Annotated in this window: 11 protein-coding genes; 6 read left to right on the top strand and 5 right to left on the bottom strand. The window is 72.1% G+C overall.

Annotation, left to right across the window (positions count from 1 at the left end; all coding sequences use genetic code 11):
* Positions 1-22: 22 nt before the first annotated feature.
* Entirely contained in the window at positions 23-517 is a 495-nt protein-coding gene (locus tag SCK26_RS09440) for a hypothetical protein (RefSeq protein WP_318200833.1), read from the top strand.
* Positions 518-530: 13 nt separating this feature from the next.
* Here SCK26_RS09440 and SCK26_RS09435 read toward each other — a convergent pair whose 3' ends face one another.
* The 3 genes from SCK26_RS09435 to SCK26_RS09425 all read right to left on the bottom strand — a co-directional run bounded on the left by SCK26_RS09435 (position 531) and on the right by SCK26_RS09425 (position 1967).
* Positions 531-995 (bottom strand): DUF3618 domain-containing protein, encoded by a 465-nt coding sequence (locus tag SCK26_RS09435; protein WP_318200832.1) that lies wholly within the window; start codon positions 993-995, stop codon positions 531-533.
* Positions 992-1420 (bottom strand): phage holin family protein, encoded by a 429-nt coding sequence (locus tag SCK26_RS09430; RefSeq protein ID WP_412080728.1) that lies wholly within the window; start codon positions 1418-1420, stop codon positions 992-994. The genes SCK26_RS09435 and SCK26_RS09430 overlap by 4 nt, the downstream gene beginning before the upstream one ends.
* A gap of 79 nt (positions 1421-1499) precedes the next feature.
* The gene (locus tag SCK26_RS09425) at positions 1500-1967 is read right to left on the bottom strand and encodes an ATP-binding protein (protein WP_318200831.1); all 468 of its coding nucleotides are present in this window, start codon (positions 1965-1967) and stop codon (positions 1500-1502) included.
* Between the two features lie 167 nt (positions 1968-2134).
* Between SCK26_RS09425 and SCK26_RS09420 the strand changes: the two genes are divergently transcribed.
* Both SCK26_RS09420 and SCK26_RS09415 read left to right on the top strand, forming a co-directional pair.
* On the top strand, positions 2135-3004 hold the full coding sequence (locus SCK26_RS09420) for a helix-turn-helix transcriptional regulator (protein WP_318200830.1): 870 nt from the start codon (positions 2135-2137) through the stop codon (positions 3002-3004).
* Positions 3001-3186, top strand: coding sequence for a DUF397 domain-containing protein (locus SCK26_RS09415; protein ID WP_318200829.1), 186 nt, complete (start codon positions 3001-3003; stop codon positions 3184-3186). Before SCK26_RS09420 ends, SCK26_RS09415 begins: the two co-directional genes overlap by 4 nt.
* A gap of 43 nt (positions 3187-3229) precedes the next feature.
* On the opposite strand, the gene SCK26_RS09410 is transcribed toward SCK26_RS09415, so the two are convergent.
* Entirely contained in the window at positions 3230-4135 is a 906-nt protein-coding gene (locus SCK26_RS09410; protein WP_318200828.1) for an SGNH/GDSL hydrolase family protein, read from the bottom strand.
* A 375-nt stretch (positions 4136-4510) separates the two neighbouring features.
* Between SCK26_RS09410 and SCK26_RS09405 the strand changes: the two genes are divergently transcribed.
* Positions 4511-6400: a rhamnogalacturonan lyase gene (locus SCK26_RS09405; RefSeq protein WP_412080727.1), complete on the top strand. Its 1890-nt coding sequence runs from the start codon at positions 4511-4513 to the stop codon at positions 6398-6400.
* A gap of 382 nt (positions 6401-6782) precedes the next feature.
* Here SCK26_RS09405 and lpdA read toward each other — a convergent pair whose 3' ends face one another.
* Positions 6783-8183 (bottom strand): dihydrolipoyl dehydrogenase, encoded by a 1401-nt coding sequence (gene lpdA, locus SCK26_RS09395; RefSeq protein ID WP_318200827.1) that lies wholly within the window; start codon positions 8181-8183, stop codon positions 6783-6785.
* A gap of 1112 nt (positions 8184-9295) precedes the next feature.
* Between lpdA and SCK26_RS09390 the strand changes: the two genes are divergently transcribed.
* Both SCK26_RS09390 and SCK26_RS09385 read left to right on the top strand, forming a co-directional pair.
* Positions 9296-11197: an acyl-CoA dehydrogenase gene (locus SCK26_RS09390; RefSeq protein WP_318200826.1), complete on the top strand. Its 1902-nt coding sequence runs from the start codon at positions 9296-9298 to the stop codon at positions 11195-11197.
* Between the two features lie 61 nt (positions 11198-11258).
* On the top strand, positions 11259-24521 hold the full coding sequence (locus SCK26_RS09385; protein ID WP_318200825.1) for a type I polyketide synthase: 13263 nt from the start codon (positions 11259-11261) through the stop codon (positions 24519-24521).
* Positions 24522-24556 lie beyond the last annotated feature (35 nt).

Raw genomic sequence — 24556 nt, 5'->3', positions numbered from 1 at the left:
CAGACAGAGGACGGACACCAGCATGCGCACTCGGAAGATCTCCGCACTGACCCTGACCGCCGTGGCCCTCGGCCTGGCGCTGACGGCGTGCAGCAACGACGGCGACGCCGACACGTCCCCTTCCGCTTCCGCGAGCAACTCGACGGCTACGGCTACGGCCAAGGCCACGAGCAGCCCGCAGTCCGGCACGACGGAGGGCAAGCCGTCGGGCGCGCCCGGAACGTCGTCGGGCGCGTCCGACAAGTCCGCCCCCGCTGAGGGCACATCGTCGGGCGCGCCCGTCAAGTCCGCCATGAAGTGCACGGACCGCATCGACTACGCCGGCGACCCGCGTTCCAACGCCGAGATCAACTCCATCGGCGCGGAGACGGGTACGTGTCCGCCGGTGCAGAAGCCGGCGTCCGACGACAAGAAGTGCACGGACCAGCTCAACTACGCGGGTGACGTGCGTTCCAACGCCGAGATCAACTCCATCGGCGCGGAGACCGGCACCTGCCCGCCGGTCAAGCGGAAGTAGCACACCTCTCCGGCTACCTCTTGCGGCGGCACGCCAGCCACAGTACGAGTGCCGTGCCGCCGGCGAGCAGCAGGGCGCGGTTGTCGCGGGTCCAGCGTGCGGTGCGGGCGGTGGTCTGCCGTACCGGCTCCGGAGCCTTTTCCTGCCACAGCCGGCCCGCCTGAGCGGCCTTGTCGCGGGTCTGGTCGGCCACGCGGGTCGCCTTGTCCTTGATGAGGGGCTGCGCCTGGTGCGCGAGGCCGCCGGCCTTGTCCTTCAGCTGCGCGGCCTTCGCGGCGGCCTGCTCCTTCACATCGGCGGCCTTCGCTGCGGCTTGCTCCTTGACGTCGGCGGCCTTCTCCTGAGCGCGGGCCTTGACATCGGTCTTCGCCGCGAGTGCCTCGACCGTCTCGCCCAGCTCGTGGCGGGTCTGCTCGACCTGCTCGCGCAGTTCCTCGGGGCCGGCGGCGGTGGGCTCGTCGTGGGGCGGCTGGGTCATCGGTGCGCACTCTCCTTGATCTCGGCCACGTCGGCCTTCACGTTCTCGATCGTCTGCTGCGGTGCGGGCGGCGCGGCCTCGGCGATCTGCTTCTTCCCGGTCAGCGCCATCACCCCGGCGATCACACCGAGCACGGCGGTGACGATCAGGGCCGCGGCCCACACCGGCAGCGCCACGGCCAGAGCCGCGATCACGGTGGCGACCAGGGCCTGGAGCATCAGGAACCCGACCAGCCCGGCGCCGCCGAACAGCCCGCCGCCCTTGCCGTAGCGCTTGCCTTTTTCCTTCATTTCCGCCTGCGCCAGGCGCAGCTCCCCCCGCACCAGCTCGGTCAGCTGCTGCGAGGCCCGCTGGACCAGCTCGCCCACCGGTTCGGACCCGTGCGCCTGATGGCCTGCCTCGTAGTGGGGCTGCGTACTGGACACGGTGATCACCTTCCAGACGTGCTGTGCATGGCATGCGGTATTTCCGTCTCGCAGACGCGGGTACCCAGGTCCCGGCGGTTCACCGGCCCGGCCTCGGTGTTCGGTTGTGGAGGACGACGTCCAGCTCGGCCCACACCGTCTTGCCGGACGGCGGGTACGGCGCGGTGTCCCACCGGTCGGCGAGCGCGGTGACGAGGAGCAGGCCGCGGCCCGACTCCGCCTCCTCGGGCCGGGCCGTCCTCGCGGGTGCGGGCAGCCGGTCGCCGCGTGCGTCGCTGACCGCGATGCGCAGGGTCCCGGCGGTGACATCGAGGGCCAGCGCGAGCCGGAAGCTCCGTCCTGGCACCCGGCCGTGCAGGGCCGCGTTCGCGGCGAGTTCGGCGACGATGTGCTCCGCGCGGTCGATGACGCTCGGTGACACTCCCCAGGCGCGCAGTTCTCCGGCGGCGAGCAGTCTGGCCAGGCGGGCGCCCCGGCGCGTGGAGGACAGCAGCTGGGAGAACGAATGTGCGGCTGCACTGGGGAGTTGGGGGGTTGTGGGGTTCATGGGATCACCGTGGCGGGCGCGCGCGGCGTTGATCCAGAGGCGCACCTCGTACGCTCTGTCAGCGTACGGGCACATTCGGTAGACAGTACGCAATCCCTGCCGTCACTCTGGGTGCCGTCGAGCGCGGGGGCTCAGCACGGTACGTACGGACCTGGAGGTGGCCGCGGATGACAGACGGCGGCGCGAGCGAGAACGACGACGACCTTACGGTCTGCGAGGCGGAGCGGGAACCCGATCCCTCCGACAGTCTGCGGACCTTCGGAGCGGTCGTCCAGGCCCTGCGCGAGCACGCGGGGTTGAGCAGGGAGGAGTTCGGCAGGCTGGTCCAGTTCTCCAAACACACCGTGGAGTCGGTGGAGTTGGGCAGGAGGATGCCTGACGAGTCCTTCGTGGAGCGGGCGGAGGAGGCATCGGGCAACACGGGCGCGCTCCGCAGGGCCGCGAAGTTCCTGACGCGAGGAGAGGCGGGGCTTGCGGCCTGGTTCCGGCGCTGGGCCAAGCTGGAGAGGGTCGCGGTGAGCCTGTGCACGTATGAGTGCCGGTTGGTTCCGGGACTTTTGCAGTCGGAGGGCTATGCGAGGGCACTGTTCGAGAATCGGATTCCCCTGCTGACCGATGACCAGTTGGAGGCGCAGGTTGCGGCTCGCTTGGACCGGCAGAGAATGCTGTACGAGCGGCCGACCGTGCCGTTCCACTTCATTGTCGAGGAGCACGTCTTCCGACGGAAGCTGGGCGGTGTTGAGGTGATGCGCGCGCAGTTGGAGCACGTGCTGGACTGCACGGCGCCCCGTAACGTGACGCTGCAGATCATGTCGATCAATGCCGAGTGCCACTCATGCATGGATGGTCCTCTGCGGTTGCTGGAGACCTCTCAGGGGCGGCGAATGGCGTACTCGGAGGGGCAGGAGAACGGCCGGTTGATCGCCGACCCGAGAGACGTGAGGCTTCTCTACCAGCGCTATGACACACTGCGGTCGCAGGCCCTGAACCCCACACTCTCACGGGCCCTGTTGGAGCGACTGCGAGGAGAGCTATGAGCACGACCGAACTCGCCTGGTTCAAGTCAAGCTATAGCGGTAGCTCGGGCGACGACTGCGTTGAAGTCGCCGTCACCGCGCAGGCCGTGCACGTGCGCGACTCCAAGGACGTCACGCGTCCGGACTTCGCCGTCGGCCGGGACGGCTGGGCGCGGTTCGTGCGGTACGCGGCCGGAAGCTGAGGCGCGCGGGAGGCGTGCCGTCGGGACGGCACGCCTCCCGCGGTCACTTCAGGTGTGTGGCCAGCGGCAGGTTCTGGCGGCGTACGTCGGCCGCCACCAGGCCCGCGACGCGCTGGGCGCCGTACGTCTCGAAGTGGGTGTGGTCCTCGCAGAAGAAGGCACCCACGGGGCCCGAGCCGTAGTCGCCGTTGTCCGGGCAGAAGCGCAGGCTGTTGTAGAGCGAGACGCTGAGCGACTGGAGGTCGACGACCGGCGCTCCGGTGGCCGTTCCGGCGGAGTACGTCTCCGTGACGAAGCCGCGGTTCTTCGTCGCCGTGCTGCCGGAACAGGTGATCGCGGCGACCGGGGTGAGCAGTACCGGGTGCGCGCCCCGGGCCAGTGCGGCTCGCGCCATCGTGGTCAGCAGCTGCTGGTAGCGGGCCGTGCCGACGTGCCGGGGGCAGGTGCGGGAGGAGTCGTTGATGCCGAACTGGATGAACAGGTAGTCGCCGGCCTTCATCCCGGTGGTCGCGTCCAGCATCGCCTCCCAACGGACCGAGTACGACGTGGAGTTGAGGACGCACTCGCCGTCGGAGCCCATGGTGCCGCTCACGTTCGACTCGTACAGCCAGGTCTGGATGGAGCGGCCGGCCACCGCCTGGTTCCTGACGGTCACCTCGCCGTCGAACAGAGTGCCGAACTGGCTGCCCCAGCCGACCGGGCAACGGCCGCTGGGATTGGCCATGGTGGAGTCGCCGGCCAGCCAGACCGTGACCGGCGAGGCCGTGGACGTCGTCGTGGTGCGGTGGCTGCTCGCGCAGCGGGGCCCGGGGCCGTCGGCCGCCGAGGCGAAGCCGGTGCCCAGGACCGACAGGGCCAGCATCAGGACGGTCGTGATGAGGGTCCGTAATGTCTTCACGGGAGTCTCGGGCTCTTCCGGTGTGCGGGCGTGCGGGGACGCAACGGGCATGAGGGCGGGCCTCCTTGACCGACAGGGGAGCGACGGGTGAGCGACCTGAGCGGGGCGTGAGGACAGGGCGCGGCCCGAAGGGGTTGTGTGAACGCTCCCGGAAGGTGGGGGGTGGGGGCGGTGAGCGGGGCGCGAGCCGGCGTACGGGAGTCCGGGTGCCGCGCCGCGGACCGACGGGGATCGCTCCCGCGAAATCCCTGGCGTATCACGCAGTTTCCCGACGGCCCTCCTGACTGTCAATCAGGTTGCGAGAGAAAAACACGGATCTCAACATTGCCGAACACGAACCCTGACAGAATCCTTGACCGGGCATCAGGGCGTCTTTAACCTCACACGCCGTGGGAGCGTTCCCATAGTCATCCCCCGGAGGTCATCGTGACCGACGCACACCCGCTCGCCCGCACCCCACGGCGCTCCCGGAGCACGGGACACCGGCTCACCGTCGGCCTGTCCGCCGCCGCGCTGGCCGCCACCGCGCTCGCCGGACTGCCGCAGACCGCGCACGCGGCGACCGCCCGGCAGGTGGAACGCCTCGACCGGGGCCTGACCAGCGTCCACACCAGCAGCGGCAACCTGGTGTCCTGGCGCTGGCTCGCCACCGATCCGAACGACGTGGCGTTCAACGTCTACCGCGGCGGCACCAAGCTCAACTCCTCGCCCGTGACCGCCTCGACGAACTACTTCGACTCCGGTGCGCCCGACTCGGCCGACTACACGGTGCGCGCGGTGGTGGGCGGCACCGAGCAGGCCGCCTCGGAGCACGCGCTCCAGTTCCGGCCCGGCTATCTCGACGTACCGATCTCACCGCCGGCCGGCGGCACCACCCCGGACGGAGTGGCGTACACCTACGAGGCCAACGACGCCAGCGCCGGCGACCTCGACGGTGACGGCCGGCTCGACCTGGTCCTGAAGTGGCAGCCGACCAACGCCAAGGACAACTCCCAGTCCGGCTACACCGGCAACACCTACGTCGACGGCATACGGCTGGACGGCACCCGCCTGTGGCGCGTCGACCTGGGCCGCAACATCCGCTCCGGCGCCCACTACACGCAGTTCCAGGTGTACGACTACGACGGCGACGGCAAGGCCGAGGTGGCGATGAAGACCGCCGACGGCACCCGGGACGGCACCGGCGCGGTCATCGGCGACGCCTCGGCCGACCACCGCAACTCCAGCGGCTACGTCCTGTCCGGCCCCGAGTACCTGACCATGTTCAACGGGCAGACCGGCAAGGCGATGCAGAGCGTCGACTACGTCCCGGCGCGCGGCACGGTCTCCTCCTGGGGCGACTCCTACGGCAACCGCGTCGACCGCTTCCTCGCCGGCACCGCCTATCTGGACGGCGCCCGTCCCTCCCTGATCATGGCGCGCGGCTACTACACCCGTACCGTCATCGCCGCCTGGGACTGGCGGGGCGGCCAGTTCACCCGCCGCTGGACCTTCGACACCAACTCCTCCACCAACTCCGGCAAGGGATACGACGGTCAGGGCAACCACGCGCTGTCCGTCGCGGACGTGGACGGCGACGGCAAGGACGAGATCGTCTACGGCGCGATGACCGTGGACGACAACGGCGCCGGCCTGTGGACCACCCGGATGGGTCACGGCGACGCGGCGCACCTCGGCGACCTCGATCCCTCCCGGCCGGGCCTGGAGTACTTCAAGGTGGACGAGGACTCGGGCAAGCCGGGCTCCTGGATGGCCGACGCGCGCACCGGTCAGATCCTGTGGCAGACCGCCTCGGGCTCCGACAACGGCCGGGGCGTCGCCGGTGACATCTACGCCGGCAGTCCGGGCGCCGAGGCGTGGTCGGCCTCCGACACCACCCTGCGCTCCGCGACCGGCGCCTCCCTCGGCCGGGAACCGTCCAGCGTCAACTTCCTGTCGTGGTGGGACGGCGACACCGTCCGCGAACTCCTCGACGGCACCCACATCGACAAGTACGGCACCTCCGGCGACACCCGCCTGCTGACCGGCTCCGGCGTCTCCTCGAACAACGGCACCAAGTCCACACCCGCGCTGTCCGGGGACCTCCTCGGCGACTGGCGCGAGGAGGTCGTCTGGCGGACCGCCGACAACCGGGCCCTGCGGATCTACTCGACGCCGTACCAGACCGGCACCAGGATCACCACGCTGCTCCACGACACCCAGTACCGTACGGCCCTGGCCTGGCAGAACACCGCCTACAACCAGCCGCCGCACCCGAGCTTCTTCCTCGGCGCCAACATGCCCACCGCGCCCCGGCCCACCGTCTACACGCCCTGAACGCCGCGCGGAGGCGGGCCCGTGCCGGGTCCGGCCGGGGCCGGATCACGCGTGGGTGAGATCCGGTGGACCCTGGACGCGATCACCGCCGGGCCCGCGTTCGTCCGCAACGGCCGCATGCACATCCTGGCCGCCGACCAGCCGGCCCGCCGACACGGCGGTGGCCATCCTGCGCACCGAGGCGGGTCGGGATCCGTACGGCATGCATCTGCACGCTCTCGTGGGCGAGCTGTCGGCCGGCAGGTGTTCGTACGAGGGGCGGCGGGACGGTGTTCGGTTCCGCCGGCTCGGTGGTGGTGGGCGGTGCCGGCCCGTAGGTGCCGTGTGGTGTGGCGGACGCCCGCCGGTGTGGTGCGGGGGCGTCCGCCGGGGTGGGGGTGGGTCACATGTTGATCATGTGGCCGGCCAGGCCGTGGATGGCCTCCTTGACCGCCTCGCCGAGCGTCGGGTGCGCGTGTACGTTGCGGGCGACCTCGTGGACCGTCAGGTCCCACTGCTGGGCCAGCGTCAGCTCCGGGAGGAGTTCGGTGACCTCGGGGCCGATGAGGTGGGCACCGAGCAGCTCACCGTGCGTGCCGTCGCTGATGATCTTCACGAAGCCGACGGGGTGGCCCAGGCCGTGCGCCTTGCCGTTGGCGGTGAAGGGGAACTTGGCCACCTGGACGTCGTAGCCCCGCTCGCGGGCCTGGGCCTCCGTCCAGCCGAAGCTGGCCACCTGCGGCTGGCAGTAGGTGGCCCGCGGAATCATGGTGTAGTCCAGCTCCATGGTCTCCGCGTCGGCAATGGTCTCCGCCGCCACGACACCCATGGACTCGGCGGCGTGCGCCAGCATCAGCTTGGCGGTGACGTCACCGATCGCGAAGATGTGCGGCACGCTGGTGCGGCACCGTCCGTCGACGTCGATGGCGCCGCGCTCGGTGAGGCGTACCCCGGTGTTCTCCAGGCCGTAGCCCCGCACGTTCGGTGCGAAACCGATGGCCTGGAGCACCTTGTCGGTCTCCAGGGTCCGGCGCTCGCCGTTCTTGTCGACGGTCACCCGGACCCGCGGGCCGGAGTCGTCGATGCTCTGCACGGCGGTGCCGGTGAGCACCTCGATGCCGAGCTTGCGGTAGTGCTTCGCCAGCTCCTTGGAGATCTCCTCGTCCTCCAGCGGGACCATGCGGTCGAGGAACTCCACAATGGTGACGTCCACGCCGTAGCTGCGCAGCACATAGGCGAATTCCACACCGATGGCGCCGGCGCCCGCGATGACGATGCTGTCCGGCAGCGTCTCGCTGAGGATCTGGCTCTCGTAGGTGACCACGCGGTCCGACAGGGAGGTGCCGGGCAGCAGCCGGGGAGTGGCACCGGCGGCGATGATGCAGTGGCCGAAAGTCACCGTCTCCTTGTGCCCGTCCGGGTGGGTCACCGTCAGCGTGTGGTCGTCGGTGAAGACACCCCGTCCCTCGAACTGGGTGATGGCGTTCTTCTTCATCAGGTAGTGAACGCCCTTGACCCGGCCGTCGGCGACCATGCGGCTGCGCTCGTGCGCGACCCGGTAGTCCGCGGACACGTTGTCGCCCACGGCGATCCCGTACGCCTTGGCCTCGTTCGTGACGAACTGCACCATCTCGGCGTTGCGCAGCAGTGCCTTGGAAGGAATGCAGCCGACGTTGAGGCAGACACCTCCCCAGTACCGCTCCTCCACCACCGCGGTGGACAGGCCGAGTTGCGCGCTGCGAACCGCGGCGGTGTAGCCGCCCGGGCCCGCTCCTAGAACAACGACATCGAAATGTTGGCTCACAAGGAGTTGATCCTTGTCCGGCTGCGGCTTCACGCGCAACCCACTCGAATCGGCCCTGTCGGCCGCCCAGTTGGTGTGGTGAGGCTACCAACAGCCGATCGGTTTGCCGCGAGTGATCTTCGACACTCTTGTTCTGGAGGCGGCCCGTCCGGTGCCGTGATAGGTATTGATCGGCCGTGGCGAAATGCCTACGCATCGTGGCTGAAAGCTGCGAACGGCTGCAGAGCAACGTGTCTAAGGGGGATAGGCGACGTGCCTGACGGTGCGGAGAACAGTTGTGCCCGGGTGCTCCCGGGGGGCGGGCCAGGTGAACGCGCCACCGCTCTCCGCGCGGCCGCCCCGAGTCACCCGGCGGCACCGGCCGAGGAGGCCGGCCCGGCCGTCCGGACCGCGCCCTCCGCCCTCCGCCCGTCGTTAGCCCACACCGGCACGCCCGGCCCGGCCGCACACCAGGCCACCGCGGACGACACCGGAACCGGCCTCGCCGAGGCCCGCCGGCACCCGTTCCGCCCGGAGGACCGCGCACCCTCCGCCCCGATCCACCGCCGCGCCGTCCGGCGCGGCACCGCCCTCCCGCCCGACCACCACCCGCAGACCGACGGCAGCGCCCCCGGGCCCTCCGTGCCGCCCCTCTCCGCCGCCGGCGACCCCGTCGCCGTGCCGCGTCCGGCGCACGTGAGCCCCGTGCGAGCCCGCCTCGGTCAACCGCAGGGAATCGGGCGCAAGCCGACGCATCATCGGCACCGCTCCGCCGGTGCCCCATCGCACCTCACCCGCGAGGCGCGGCCCGGCGCGGCCGCACTCCTGATCCGCGGACTCCGCACCCGGACCGCACGTCCGGACGAAGCCCCTCGGACGCGGACCGGGACGTCCCCGCACCCGCACCACTGACCCACCCCGGGGTCCACGGAACGGTTCCGCGGCTCCCGCCTGTCCACCCTCACCTCAGCCTCGCTCACCACCGCCCGCGGGCCGGCCGCCGTGCCGCCGCGTGCCCGGACACGGCCGCCGCGGCCCCGACCGCCGCCCGCCGTGCCCGTGCGGCGGCGCGCGCCCGCGCGCCCACGCCTTCACACACCGACGGACGAAGACGGAACAGGGGAACCACCACCATGGCACCAGGCACCTCACCGCGCGACACCCTGTCCTCGCTCGTGCACGGCGACTCCTACCGCGAGGCGCTGCCGCGACTGACCGAGATCTTCGCGCCGGAGCTGTTCGCCAGACCGTCCGGCCTGGCCGACCAGGACCGCCACGCGCTCACCTACCAGCGGCTGCGGCACATCAACGAGCAACTCGACACCAGCACACCGCTGTTGACCCAGCGCGACCTGCTCTTCCCGCTGCTGGAATGGGTCGCCCTCGCCGACCCCTCCCTCTTCTACGCCTTCTTCCTGCACCACTGCACGACGGTCGGCGCCCTGCTGGAGTTCGGCGCGGGCCGCGACGACCTCGACGACATCCTGGCCCGGCTCGCGTCCACCGAGACGGTGGGCGCCCTGCTGATGACCGAACTCGGCCACGGCAACAGCAACGCCGCCGTGCGCACCGAGGCCGTCTACGACCCGGACACCCGCGAGTTCGTCCTCACCACCCCCGGCCCCGAGGCCGTCAAGTACCCGCCGAGCGTGGCGTGTCCGGGCCTCGCCCGGCTCGGCATCGTCACCGCCAAGCTCGTCGTCGGCGGCGAGGACCGCGGCCTGTTCTGCTTCATCGTCCCCCTCCGGGACACCACCGGCCCCTGCCCGGGCGTGGTGATCGAACCGCAGGACTCGGCCCCCATCCTCCCCCTCGACTGGGCGACCGTCTCCTTCCACGGCGTACGCGTCCCCTTCCGTAACTGGCTGCGGGACTCCGCCTCGATCGCCGAGGACGGCACCTTCACCGACACCCTCAGCACCCCCGCGATGCGCTCCCGGCAGGCCTCCCGGCTGATCCGGTACGTCTGGGAGGTGGCCGCCGTCGGCCTCGCCGCCGTCACCCGGGCCTCGGCCGCCGTCGCCGTACGGCACGCCCACGCCCGGCACACCAACGGCACCTTCGCCGGATTCGCCGACCCCATGCCGGTCATCCGCTACCGCAACCAGCAGCGCACCCTGTTCGGCGCCCTGGCCGGCGCCTATGTGTCCGCCATGGCCGCGAAGTCCTTCTCCGGCCCCGAGCCGGTCGGCCGCAGCGCCGGCGAGATCCGCACCCTGTTCACCCTCAAGGCGGAGATCGACCGGATCGCCGAACGCGTCACCGCCGACACCCGCGCCGCCTCCGGCGTCCTCGGCTTCAGCCCGAGCAACCGCTTCCTGGACTACCAGGGCCTCGCCCACGCCTTCAACGCCGCCGGACTGAGCACCCAGGTCCTCCACCTCAACGCCGCCTGGACCATGGCCCTCGGCTTCGACTACGAGGCGCCCGCCGACGAGTCCGCCGCGACCGAGGGACTCGACCTGCGCGACCCGGCGCGGTGGCGGGCGCTGGCCGGCACCCGGGAACGGCGCCTGCACGAACGCCTGGTCGCCGAACTCGGCGCCGCCCGGGCCGCCGGACTCGGCGAGTTCGACGTCTGGAACGACCGCTTCGACCTGGCCGAACAGCTCGCCGAGGCACACGCCCTGCGCCTGCTGGTCGACCTGGTCCGCGCCGAGACCGACGCCCTGCCCGACGCCGGGGCCCGGCGCGCCGCCCTCGACCTGTGCTCCCTGCACCTGCTGGGCGAGATCTCCGCGCACAGCGGCTGGTACCTCGCCGAGGGCCTGATCACCGCCGAGGAGGCCGTCGCCCTGCCCGGCCTGCTCGACCGGATCTGCGCCGACGTCGCGCCGCACGCCCTGGAACTGGCCGACGCCCTGGACGTGCCCTACGACCTGGTCGGCGCGCCCATCGCGCACGTCGACTACGCGACCGCGTTCACCAAGACCACGTTCACGTCCGCGTCCGACGAGACCACGGCCGGCGCTCCCGCGTCCGCCGCGTCCGCCGCGTCCGCGTCCCCCGAGTCCGCGCTCGCCGACCCCGCGTAGCCGGGACGGAACCGCCCGTTCACCCGTCTTGGACCGCCCTGCCCCGAAGGTTTGCAGCATCATGCGAGATTCCTCCCAGGCCCGCGCCCGGCTCACGTCCGACACCTCCGCCGACACCTCCGCCGACACGCCGGCGGACGCCGCCACCGACACCGGGGCCGCCTCCCCGGCCGCTTCGCCGGCCGAGGCCATCGCCGTCGTGGGCATGGCCTGCCGGCTGCCCCAGGCGTCCGGCCCCGACGCGTTCGCCCGGCTCCTGCGCGACGGAGTCGACGCCGTCCGGGAGGTTCCCGCCGACCGCTGGGACGCGGCGGAGTACACCGGCGAGACGACGGACACGCCCGGCGCGGGCACCCGGTGGGGCGGCTTCCTCGACGACGTGGACCGGTTCGACGCGGCCTTCTTCGGCATCTCCCCGCGCGAGGCCACCGCGATGGACCCGCAGCAGCGGATCACGCTGGAACTCGGCTGGGAGGCGCTGGAGGACGCCGGAATCCTCCCGGAGTCGCTGCGCGGCACCGACACGGGCGTCTTCGTCGGCGCGATCTGGGACGACTACGCCACGCTGGCCCGCCGCCGGGGCACCACCGGCATCACCCCGCACACCCTCACCGGCCTGCAGCGCGGCATCATCGCCAACCGCCTCTCCTACGTCCTCGGCCTGCGCGGACCCAGCATGACCGTGGACAGCGGCCAGTCCTCCTCCCTCACCGCCGTCCACCTGGCCTGCGAGAGCCTGCGCGGCGGTGAGACCCGCGTCGCCCTCGCCGGCGGCGTCAACCTGGACCTCGTCCCCGAAAGCGCCCTGACCGTCGCCGAGTTCGGCGCCCTCTCGTCCGAGGGCCGCTGCTTCACCTTCGACAGCCGCGCGGGCGGCATCGTGCGCGGCGAGGGCGGCGGCCTCGTCGTCCTGAAGCGGCTGTCCGACGCGCTCGCCGACGGCGACCGCGTCCACTGCCTGATCCGGGGCAGCGCCGTCAACAACGACGGCGGCGGCGACAGCCTCGCCAGCCCCAGCCGCGAGGCCCAGGCCGACCTGCTGCGCCGCGCCTACCGCAACGCCGGAGTGCGCCCCGCGGACGTCCGGTACGTCGAACTGCACGGCACCGGCACCCGGGTCGGCGACCCGATCGAGGCCGCCGCGCTCGGCGAGGTGCTCGGCGCCGGCCGACCGGCCGAGGCCCCGCTGCTCGTCGGCTCGGTCAAGACCAACATCGGCCACCTGGAAGGCGCCGCCGGCATCGCCGGTCTCCTCAAGACCGCGCTCGCCCTCAAACACCGGGAACTCCCCCCGAGCCTCCACTTCCGCACCCCCAACCCGGACATCCCGCTGACCGAGCTGCGGCTGAAGGTCCGCACCGAGAACGGGCCCTGGCCGGGCGGCGACGGCCCGCTGATCGCCGGCGTCAGCTCCTTCGGCGTCGGCGGCACCAACTGCCACGTGGTCCTGGAGGACTGGCGAGAGAACCGAGAGAACACAGAGGCCGACACCGCCTCCGGCGAACCGGCCCCGGGCCGGTCCGCGACCGACTCCGCCTCCGCCTCCGCCGCGACCGGTTCCGCCGGGACCGACTCCGCCGAAAGCGCTTCCGCACCCGTACCGTGGCTGATCTCCGCCAAGACCGAGGCGGCCCTGCGCGGGCAGGCCCGGGCGCTGCTCGACCGGCTGGACGACACCGTGTCCCCGGTGCGCGTCGGCCACTCCCTGGCCACCACCCGTACCGCCTTCCCGCACCGCGCCGTCCTCCTCGGCGACACCACCGAGGACTTCCGCGCCCGCCTGACCGACCTGGCCGCCGGCCGTCCCGCCACCGGACTCGTCCAGGGCGTCGCCTCCCGTACGACGGACCGACCCGTCTTCGTCTTCCCCGGCCAGGGATCCCAGTGGGCCGGCATGGCCGTCGGCCTCATGGACACCTCGCCGGTCTTCGCCGAACACATCCGGCGCTGCGAACAGGCACTCGCCCCGCATGTCCCCTGGTCGCTCACGCACGTGCTGCGCGGCGGCAGCGAGACCGACCCCGAGCTGTCCCTCGACCGCCTCGACGTCGTCCACCCGGTGCTGTTCGCGGTGATGGTCTCCCTCGCCGCGCTGTGGCGCTCGCACGGCGTCGAACCCGGAGCCGTCGTCGGCCACTCGCAGGGCGAGATCGCCGCCGCCCACGTGGCCGGTGCGTTCTCCCTGGAGGAGGCGGCCCGCGTGGTCGCGCTGCGCAGCAAGGCGTTCGCGCTGCTGGCCGGCACCGGCGGCATGGCCTCGATCGCGCTGCCCGCCGCCGAGGTGGCGGACCTCCTCACCCCGTGGGCGGACCGGCTGTCCATCGCCGCCATCAACGGCCCCCGCGCCGTCACCGTCTCCGGCGACGTCCCCGCCCTACACGAGCTGATCGCCCGGTGCGAGAACCGGGACATCCGCGTCCGCCTGCTGCCCATCGACTGCGCCGGCCACTCCGCGCACGTCGAGCGGATCCGCGAACCCCTGCTGGACCTGCTCGGCACCGTGACCCCCAGGTCCGCCGAGGTGCCGTTCTACTCGACCGTCGAGGGCCGCTGGCTGGACACCGCCGGACTCGACGCCCAGTACTGGTACCGCAACTCACGGCGCACCGTCGGCTTCGAACCCGCCGTACGGGCCCTCGCCGAGGCCGGCCACGAGACGTTCATCGAGGTCAGCCCGCACCCGATCCTCGCCGCCGGCATCCAGGAGACCGTGGAGGAGGCCGCCTCCGGCAAGGGCCTCGTCGTGGGCTCGCTGCGGCGCGGCGAGGGCGGACTCGACCGGATGCTCACGGCCCTGGCCGAGGCCTCCGTACACGGTGTCGCCGTCGACTGGTCCACGGCCTACACCGGCACCGGCGCCCGCCGCGTCGACCTGCCCACCTACGCCTTCCAGCGCCGCCGGTTCTGGCTGGACGCACCGGCCGCCACCCGCACCGCACCGACCGCGCCCGACGCGCTGGCGCCCGCCCCGGAGGCCGACGACGACACCGCCACCGAAGAGGCACCGCTGCGCGAGCGGTGGGCCGCGCTCGGCGAGAAGGCGAGCCAGGAAGCGGCCCTGGACCTGGTCCGCACCCACCTCGGCATCGTGCTCGGCACGGACGGTACCGACGAGATCGACGTCGAAGCGTCCTTCCGCGAGCTGGGCTTCGACTCGATGATGGCCGTCGAGCTGCGCAACCGGCTGAACACGGCGACGGAGCTGCGGCTGCCGAGCACGGTCGTCTTCGACCACCCGTCGGCCGCCGCCCTCGCCCGGTTCCTGCGCGCCGAACTCCTCGGCCTGTCCCCGGCCGACCAGCAGACCGCCCAGCCGGTCCCCACGAGCGATTCCGACGCCGACACCGAGCCGGTGGCGATCGTGGGGATGGGGTGCAGGTTCCCGGGTGGTGTGGGTTCGCCGGAGGATCTGTGGCGGTTGGTGGTGTCGGGTGCGGACGCCGTGTCGTCGTGGCCGACGGACCGTGGCTGGGACGTGGAGGGGCTGTACGACCCGGACCCGGACGCGGTGGGCAAGTCGTACTCGCGGTCGGGTGGATTCCTTTACGAGGCGGCGGAGTTCGACGCGGGATTCTTCGGGATCTCGCCGCGTGAGGCGCTGGCGATGGACCCGCAGCAGCGGTTGCTGCTGGAGACGTCGTGGGAGGCGTTCGAGCGGTCGGGCATCGACCCGGCGTCGCTGCGCGGCAGCCGTACCGGCGTGTACGTCGGCGCCATGGTCCAGGAGTACGGCCCCCGCCTCGCCGATGCCACCCCCGAGAGCGAGGGCTACCTGCTCACCGGCACACACGGCAGCGTCACCGCCGGCCGGTTGTCGTACACGTTCGGTCTGGAGGGGCCGGCGGTGACGGTGGACACGGCGTGTTCGTCGTCGTTGGTGGCGCTGCATCTGGCGGTGCAGGCGCTGCGGCGCGGTGAGTGCTCGATGGCGTTGGCGGGCGGTGCCACGGTGATGTCGTCGCCCGGTCTGTTCGTGGAGTTCAGCCGGCAGCGGGGGCTGGCGGCGGACGGGCGGTGCAAGGCGTTCGCCGAGGGTGCGGACGGTACCGGCTGGGCCGAGGGTGTGGGTGTGCTGGTGGTGGAGCGGTTGTCGGACGCTCTGCGGCTGGGTCATCCGGTGCTGGCCGTGGTCCGGGGCAGCGCGGTCAATCAGGATGGTGCGAGCAATGGTCTGACGGCTCCGAACGGGTTGTCGCAGCAGCGGGTGATCCGACAGGCGCTGGCGGACGCGCGGCTGAGTCCGGCGGACGTGGACGTGGTCGAGGCGCACGGGACGGGGACGCGGCTCGGCGACCCGATCGAGGCCCAGGCCCTCATCGCCTCCTACGGACAGGAACGGCCGGAGGAACAGCCGCTTTTCCTGGGATCGTTGAAGTCGAACGTCGGTCACACGCAGGCGGCGGCGGGTGTGGGTGGTGTCATCAAGATGGTGATGGCGCTGCGGCACGGTGTGCTGCCGAAGACGCTGCATGTGGACGCGCCGTCGTCGCACGTGGACTGGTCGGCGGGTGCGGTGGAGTTGCTGACCGAGCAGCGGGACTGGCCCGCGCTCGAGCGACCGCGCCGGGCCGCCGTCTCCTCCTTCGGCATGAGCGGGACCAACGCCCATGTGATCGTGGAGCAGGGTCCCGAGCCGGAGGTGGCTTCCTCCGTCGCGTCCCAGGGGCTGCTTCCCTGGGTGATCTCGGGCAGGTCGGTGGAGGCGTTGCGGGCGCAGGCCGAAGCGTGGCGTGCGTTCGTGGCCGGGCGTCCTGATGTGGATCTGGCCGGTGTGGCGGCGGGGTTGGTGGGGTCGCGGTCGGTGTTCGAGCACCGTGGTGTGGTGGTGGGCCGGGACCGGGGTGAGGTGCTGGCCGGGTTGGAGGTGTTGGCGTCGGGTGGTGTGGCGCCGGGTGTGGTGTCGGGTGTGGGTGTGGCCGGTCGGCGTGTGGTGTTCGTGTTTCCTGGTCAGGGGTCGCAGTGGGTGGGGATGGCGGCCGGGTTGTGGGAGTCGTCGTCGGTGTTCGCGGGGGCGATGGAGCGGTGTGAGGCTGCGTTGGCTCCGTTTGTGGACTGGTCGTTGTCCGCGGTGGTGCGGGGAGAAGCCGATGCGCCGGGGTTTGACCGGGTGGATGTGGTGCAGCCGGTGTTGTTCGCGGTGATGGTGTCGTTGGCGGAGTTGTGGCGGTCGTGTGGTGTGGAGCCGGCGGCTGTGGTGGGTCATTCGCAGGGTGAGATCGCTGCTGCTTGTGTGGCGGGTGCGTTGTCGTTGGAGGACGCGGCGCGGGTGGTGGCGTTGCGTAGTGGGGCGTTGGGTGTGCTGGCGGGGCGTGGCGGGATGGTGTCCGTGGCGCTGCCTGTCGAGCGGGTGCAGGGTCTGCTGGGTGAGGGGTTGTCGGTGGCTGCGGTCAACGGGCCCGCCACGACGGTCGTGTCCGGTGACGTCGATGCGCTGGAGGCGCTGCTGGCCCGGTGTGAGGCCGATGGGGTGCGGGCCCGGCGTATCCCCGTCGACTACGCGTCGCATTCGGCGCATGTCGAGCAGATCCGTGAAGAGCTGCTGGAACTGCTGGAGCCCGTGCGGCCTCGGGCGGGTCGGGTGCCGTTCTACTCCTCCGTCACGGGTCAGGTGATGGACGGCTCCGAGCTGGACGGAGAGTACTGGTACACGAATCTCCGGCAGACGGTCGATTTCCATGGCGCGACGAAGGCTCTTCTGGCGGATGGTTTCACTGCGTTCGTCGAGTCGAGTGCGCATCCGGTGCTGACGGCGTCGGTGGAGGAGAGTGTGGAGGAGGCGGGCGTCGAGGCGGTCGTCCTCGGCACCCTGCGTCGCAACGAGGACGAGCAGCGGCGGTTCGCGCTGACCCTGTCGGAAGCCTTCGTTGCCGGGCTGGACATCGACTGGGGTCTTGAGGGTCGCACGGCGGACTTCCTGGAGTTGCCGACGTACGCCTTCCAGCGCGAGCGGTACTGGCTCGACGGGTCGGCCGGTGCGGTGGCCCCGGCGGCCGGGGACCCGGAGGAGGGCCGGTTCTGGGCGGCCGTGGACCGCGCGGACCGCGCCGAACTCGCCGACCTGCTCGGCGTGGACGACGCCGACCGGCTGGAAGAGGTCATGGGACTGCTCGGCCCCTGGCGCCGGGACAACCGGGAGCGCTCCGAGACCGACGCCTGGCACTACCGCGTGGACTGGCGGCCCGTGTCCGAGGCGCGGGCGGTGTCGCTCGGCGGGACCTGGCTGCTGGCCGTTTCCGGCGGTGAGCCGGTCCACCCGTGGGCGGAGCCGGTGGAAGAGGCCCTTTCGGCCGCCGGCGCCCGGGTCGTACGGCTGACCGTGGCGGCGGACGACGACCGGGAGCGGCTGGCCCGGCGGGTCGCCGAGGCGGTCGGCGGGCTCGACGGCGGCACGCCGGCCGGTGTGCTCTCCCTGCCTCAACCGCATGATCCGGCGGAGGCGGTGAGCCCGGATGCCCGGACGCTGACGGCGGCCCCGGCCCGCGCGCTGCTGCTGATCCAGGCGCTCGGCGACGCCGCCGTGACCGCGCCCCTGTGGTGCCTGACCAGCGGAGCCGTCCAGGTCCCCGGCGCCGAGACGACGGTACGGCCCGACCAGGCGCAGGTGTGGGGCCTCGGACTGGTGGCCGCGCTGGAACACTCCGAGCGCTGGGGCGGCCTGGCCGACCTGCCGGAGACCCCCGACCCGAGGGTGCTGCGCGCGCTGTGCGGCGTACTCGCGGGGAAGCAGGGCGAGGACCAGCTCGCGCTTCGCCCGTCCGGGGTCTTCGCCCGGCGCCTGGTGCGGGTCGCCCGCAAGGCACCGCACGGCCGCCCGGCGTGGCAGCCGCGCGGTACCGTCCTGATCACCGGAGGCACCGGCGGTGTCGGCCGCCGCTTCGCCCGCCGCCTCGCGGCCGACGGCGCCGCGCACCTGGTCCTCACCAGCCGCCGGGGCCGCTCCGCGCCCGGCGCCGAGGAGCTGGAGTCCGAACTGACGGCCCTCGGCGCACGGGTCACCATCGCGGCCTGCGATGTCGCCGACCGGGACGCGCTCGCCGCGCTCGTCGCCCGGGTCACCGCCGACGGCGAACCCGTCCGCGCGGTCGTCCACGCGGCCGGTACGACCGAGACCGCGCCGCTCGCCGAAACCGACCTGGACCTGCTGACCCGACTCACCTCGGCGAAGGTGCTGGGCGCCCACCACCTGGACGACGTCTTCCGGGACACCGACCTGGACGCGTTCATCCTCTTCTCCTCCGGCGCCGGAGTCTGGGGCGGCGGCGGACAGGGCGCGTACGCGGCGGCCAACGCCTACCTCGACGCGCTCGCCCTGCGGCGCCGGGCCCGCGGACGGGCCGCCCTGTCGGTGGCCTGGGGCCTGTGGGGCGGCGGCGGAATGGCCGAGGGCGAGGTCGGCGACCGGATCCTCAGCCGGGGCGTGCGGGTCATGAACCCGGACCGGGCGGTCGCCGCGCTCGCCTCCGCCACGGCGGGCACGGACCCGACCAGGATCGTCGCCGACATCGACTGGGAGGTCTTCGCACCCCAGTTCACCGCCGTACGGTCCGCGCCGCTGCTCTCCGACCTGCCCGAGGTACGGGAGGCGCTGGCCGAGCCGGACGGCACGGCGGCGGGATCGACCGCCGGCACCGCCTCCTCGGCGCTGCTCGACGGGCTGAGCGAGGCGGAACAGTACCTCGCCGTGCTGGACCTGGTCCGCACCCAGGCCGCGGCGGCGCTCGGCCACAGCGCACCGGACGCCGTCGAGGCCGACCGGGCCTTCCGTGAGCTGGGCTTCGACTCGATGATGGCCGTCGAGCTGCGGAACCGGCTGAACACGGCGACGGGGCTGCGGCTGCCGAGCACGGTCGTCTTCGACCACCCGTCGGCCGCCTCCCTCGCCCGGTTCGTGCGCGCCCGCCTGCTCGGGCTGTCCGAGGACCCGGCCGGAGAGGTGGAGCCCTCCGCGCCGACGCTCCCGGGCGATGCCGACGCCGACGCCGAACCGGTGGCGATCGTGGGCATCGGATGCCGCTACCCCGGCGGCGTCGGCTCTCCGGAGGACCTGTGGCGGCTGGTCGTCACGGGAACGGACGCGGTATCGGCCTTCCCCGCCGACCGAGGCTGGGACCTGGAGGGGCTGTACGACCCGGACCCGGACGCGGTGGGCAAGTCGTACACCCGGTCGGGCGGATTCCTGTACGACGCGGCGGAGTTCGACGCCGGGTTCTTCGGGATCTCGCCGCGTGAGGCGCTGGCGATGGACCCGCAGCAGCGGTTGCTGCTGGAGACGTCGTGGGAGGCGTTCGAGCGGGCCGGCATCGACCCGGCGTCGCTGCGCGGCAGCCGTACCGGCGTCTACGTCGGCGCCATGGTCCAGGACTACGGCCACCGCCTGCACCAGGGCACGGCCGAGACCGAGGGCCACATCCTGACCGGCACCACGGGAAGCGTGGTCTCGGGCCGGCTGTCGTACACGTTCGGCCTGGAAGGCCCGGCCGTCACCGTCGACACCGGATGCTCCTCCTCCCTGGTCACCCTGCACCTCGCGGTCCGCGCGCTGCGCAGCGGCGAATGCTCCCTGGCCCTGGCCGGCGGAGTCACGGTCATGCCGACCCCCGGTCCCTTCATCGAGTTCAGCCGGCAGCGGGGGCTGGCGGCGGACGGCCGCTGCAAGGCGTTCGCCGAGGCCGCCGACGGCACGGGCTGGGCCGAGGGTGTGGGTGTGCTGGTGGTGGAGCGGTTGTCGGACGCTCTGCGGCTGGGTCATCCGGTGCTGGCCGTGGTCCGGGGCAGCGCGGTCAATCAGGATGGTGCGAGCAATGGTCTGACGGCTCCGAACGGGTTGTCGCAGCAGCGGGTGATCCGGCAGGCGCTGGCGGACGCGCGGCTGAGTCCGGCGGACGTGGACGTGGTCGAGGCGCACGGGACGGGGACGCGGCTCGGCGACCCGATCGAGGCCCAGGCGCTGCTGGCGACCTACGGTCAGGAACGGCCCGGTGCAGAGCCCCTGTTCCTGGGCTCGTTCAAGTCGAACGTCGGTCACACGCAGGCGGCGGCGGGTGTGGGTGGTGTCATCAAGATGGTGATGGCGCTGCGGCACGGTGTGCTGCCGAAGACGCTGCATGTGGACGCGCCGTCGTCGCACGTGGACTGGTCGGCGGGTGCGGTGGAGTTGCTGACCGAGCAGCGGGAGTGGCCCGCGCTCGACCGGCCGCGCCGGGCCGGTGTGTCCGCGTTCGGCGTGGGCGGCACCAACGCGCATGTCCTGATCGAGCAGCCGCCCATGACCACACCCGACGACTCCGGCCCCGAGGTCGTCGCGCCCGGTGTGATGCCTTTGGTGGTGTCCGGTAAGTCGGTGGAGGCGTTGCGGGCGCAGGCGGAGGTTCTGCGTGCGTATGTGGCTGAGCGTCCCGAGGTTGATGTCGCTGGTGTGGCGGCGGGGTTGGTGGGGTCGCGGTCGGTGTTCGAGCACCGTGGTGTGGTGGTGGGCCGGGACCGGGGTGAGGTGCTGGCCGGTCTGGAGGTGTTGGCGTCGGGTGGTGTGGCGCCGGGTGTGGTGTCGGGTGTGGGTGTCGCCGGTCGGCGTGTGGTGTTCGTGTTTCCTGGTCAGGGGTCGCAGTGGGTGGGGATGGCGGCCGGGCTGTGGGAGTCCTCTTCCGTGTTCGCGGGGGCGATGGAGCGGTGTGAGGCTGCGTTGGCTCCGTTTGTGGACTGGTCGTTGTCCGCGGTGGTGCGGGGAGAAGCGGACGCGCCGGGGTTTGACCGGGTGGATGTGGTGCAGCCGGTGTTGTTCGCGGTGATGGTGTCGTTGGCGGAGTTGTGGCGGTCGTGTGGTGTGGAGCCGGCGGCTGTGGTGGGTCATTCGCAGGGTGAGATCGCTGCCGCTTGTGTGGCGGGTGCGTTGTCGTTGGAGGACGCGGCGCGGGTGGTGGCGTTGCGTAGTGGTGCGTTGGGTGTGCTGGCGGGGCGTGGCGGGATGGTGTCCGTGGCGCTGCCTGTCGAGCGGGTGCAGGGTCTGCTGGGTGAGGGGTTGTCGGTGGCTGCGGTCAACGGGCCCGCCACGACGGTCGTGTCCGGTGATGTGGAGGCGCTGGATGCGCTGCTGGCCCGGTGTGAGGCCGATGGGGTGCGGGCCCGGCGTATCCCGGTCGACTACGCGTCGCACTCGGCGCATGTCGAGCAGATCCGTGACGAATTGAAGGGACTCCTCCAGCCCGTGCGGCCCCAGGCGGGTCGGGTGCCGTTCTACTCCTCCGTCACGGGTCAGGTGATGGACGGCTCCGAGCTGGACGGAGAGTACTGGTACACGAATCTCCGGCAGACGGTCGACTTCCATGGCGCGACGAAGGCTCTTCTGGCGGATGGTTTCACTGCGTTCGTCGAGTCGAGTGCGCATCCGGTGCTGACGGCGTCGGTGGAGGAGAGTGTGGAGGAGGCGGGCGTCGAGGCGGTCGTCCTCGGCACCCTGCGTCGCAACGAGGACGAGCAGCGGCGTTTCGCGCTGACTTTGGCGGAAGCCTTCGTTGCCGGGCTGGACATCGACTGGGGTCTTGAGGGTCGGACGGCGGACTTCCTGGAGTTGCCGACGTACGCCTTCCAGCGCGAGCGGTACTGGCTGGAGCCGGTTCCGTCCGGTTCGGGTGATCCGGCCGAGCTGGGGCTGGAGGGGCTCGGGCATGGTCTGTTGGGTGCGTTGGTGCCGGTGCCGGATTCCGATGGTGTGGTGCTGACGGGGTCGGTGTCGTTGCGGTCGCAGCCGTGGCTGGCCGAGCACGCGGTGTTCGGTACGGCGTTGCTTCCGGGGACGGCCTTCGTGGAGATGGCCCTGCGCGCCGGAGCGGAAGCCGGCACCCCCGTGGTGCGGGACCTGGTGCTGGAGGCGCCGCTGCTGGTGCCGGACCAGGGTGAGGTACGGCTCCACGTGAGCGTGGGCGGCGCGGACGAGGACGGTTGCCGGACGCTGGTGGTGCGCTCCCGTACCGACGAGGAGTGGACCGTACACGCCCGGGGTCTCCTGGCCGCCGAGGCCGTGGAAGAGCCCGTCCTCCCGCCCGTGACGTGGCCGCCGGCCGATGCGGAACCGGTGGACGTCTCGGCGCTGTATGAGGAGTTCGGTGCCGCCGGGTATGACTACGGGCCGTTCTTCCAGGGTGTGCGTGCCGTGTGGCGTGGGGCCGGGGAGGTGTTCGCCGAGGTCGGGTTGCCGTCCGGTGGTGGTGAAGGTTTCTCCGTGCATCCGGCGCTGCTGGACGCGGCCTTGCACGCGCTGGTGCTGATCGATCCGGGTGCGGAGGGTGTCGGAGAGCCGAGGCTGCCGTTCTCGTGGACGGGCGTGTCCCTGGTGTCCTCGGGTGTGACGGCGCTGCGCGTGCGGATCACCGAAGCCGGTGAGGGCGCGGTGTCCCTGTCGGCGACCGACACGGCCGGCCGGCCGGTGGTGTCCGTCGACTCGCTGGCGCTGCGCGCGGTCAGCCCCGAGCAGCTCCGGGCCGGGCAGGAGGGCCTGTACCGGCTGGAGTGGCAGCCGGTACCGGCCGCGCCCACGACCGGTGACGACCACCTGGTCCTGAACGCCGACCTGGACCTGGCCGCTCTCGGTGACTCCGTGCCCGGCATCGTCGTGGCCCCCGTCGCGGCGGATGAGGTGACGGAGGAACGTTTGGCCGGTGAGGCGCGGGCGGTCACCGAGCGGGTGCTCGCGCTGGTGCAGCGCTTCCTGAGCGAAGAGCGTTGGGCCTCGTCGCGGCTGGTGTTCGTCACCCGTGGTGCGGTGGCGGTGCGGCCGGGCGAGGAGGTGCCGGACCTTGCGGCGGCGCCGGTGTGGGGGCTGGTGCGTTCGGCGCAGCGGGAGCACCCGGGCCGGCTGTGGCTGGTCGACGGCGCCGAGCCGGACTCGGTGTCCACGCTGCCGCTGGAGCGGGAGCCGCAGTTGGCGGTGCGGGACGGCGCGTTGTTCGCGCCGAGGCTGGTGCGGCACCGTGCTTCCGCGGTGGATGCCGGCGGTGACATGGGCGGGACCGTGCTGCTCACGGGCGGTACCGGCACCGTGGGTGCTCTGGTGGCCCGGCACCTGGTCGTCGCGCACGGCGTGCGGCACCTGCTGCTGACCAGCCGGCGTGGCGAACAGGCCCCTGGTGCACCTGAGTTGGTGTCGGAGCTGACCGGGCTTGGTGCCCAGGTCACGGTGGCCGCCTGTGACGTGGCGGATGCCGACGCGCTGGCCGGTGTGCTGGCGGCGATCCCGGAGGACCGTCCGTTGTCCGCCGTGATCCACGCGGCCGGTGTGCTGGACGACGCCGTGGTCACCGGACTGACACCCGGCCACCTGGACCGGGTCCTGCGGCCGAAGATCGACGCCGCGGTCAACCTGCACCGGCTCACCCGCCACCACCACCTCAAGGCATTCGTCCTCTTCTCGGGAGCGGCGGCCACCTTCGGGAGCGCCGGGCAGGCGCACTACGCGGCGGCCAACATGTTCCTGGAGGCGCTGGCGGCACACCGTGCGGCGGCCGGGCTGCCCGGAACGGCCCTCGGCTGGGGCTTCTGGGCCGAACGCAGCGAGATGACGGAACACCTCGACACGGTCGCGATGCGCCGCATCTCCGGGATCGGCCTCGCCGAGATGACCTCGGAGCAGGGGCTCGAACTGTTCGACGCGGCGCTGCGTGCCGGGCAGACGTTCGTCCTGCCCGCCCTGCTCAACGAGGCGAGCCTGCGGGAGCAGGCTGCCGCGGGCAGCCTGCCGGCCATCCTGCGCGAACTGGTCCGCAGGCCCGCACGGCAGTCCGCCGCCCCGGCGGAGACCGGTCCGGTCACGGACGCCGGCACGCTGGCCGAGCGGCTGGCGGCGGCCTCCGAGGCGGAGCGGACGGAGCGACTGCGCGACCTGGTCTGCGCCCAGGCCGCCGGAGTCCTCGGACACGCGTCGGCGACCGCCGTCCAGGCCCACCAGACCTTCAAGGAGCTGGGGTTCGACTCCCTGGGCGCGGTGGAGCTGCGCAACCGGCTGATGCGGGCCACGGGTCTGCGCCTGTCCGCCACGCTGGCCTTCGACTACCCGACACCGGCCGCGCTCGCCGACTACCTGTGGGGCGAACTGCGGCCGGAGGAGGAGACGTTGGCCGACCGGGTGCTGAGCGACCTGGACGAACTGGAGTCCGCGCTCGCCACGCTGGCCCCCGACGAGCAGGCCCGCGACCGCGTCCTGAGCCGGATGCAGCAACTCGTCGCCAAGCACCTCGGCGGCGGCCTCGCCGGTGACGGCGAGCCGTCGGGTGCGGACCGGTTCGACGCGGCCAGCGACGACGAGCTGTTCGACTTCCTCGACAAAGGCATCTGACACCGGGGCCGGGCGACGGATCGCCAGGACTTTCA

The organism is Streptomyces sp. SCL15-4, from assembly GCF_033366695.1.
Classification (GTDB): domain Bacteria; phylum Actinomycetota; class Actinomycetes; order Streptomycetales; family Streptomycetaceae; genus Streptomyces.
The sequence above is the reverse complement of the archived record's forward strand: the minus strand, read 5'-3'. Positions and strand labels throughout refer to the sequence as shown.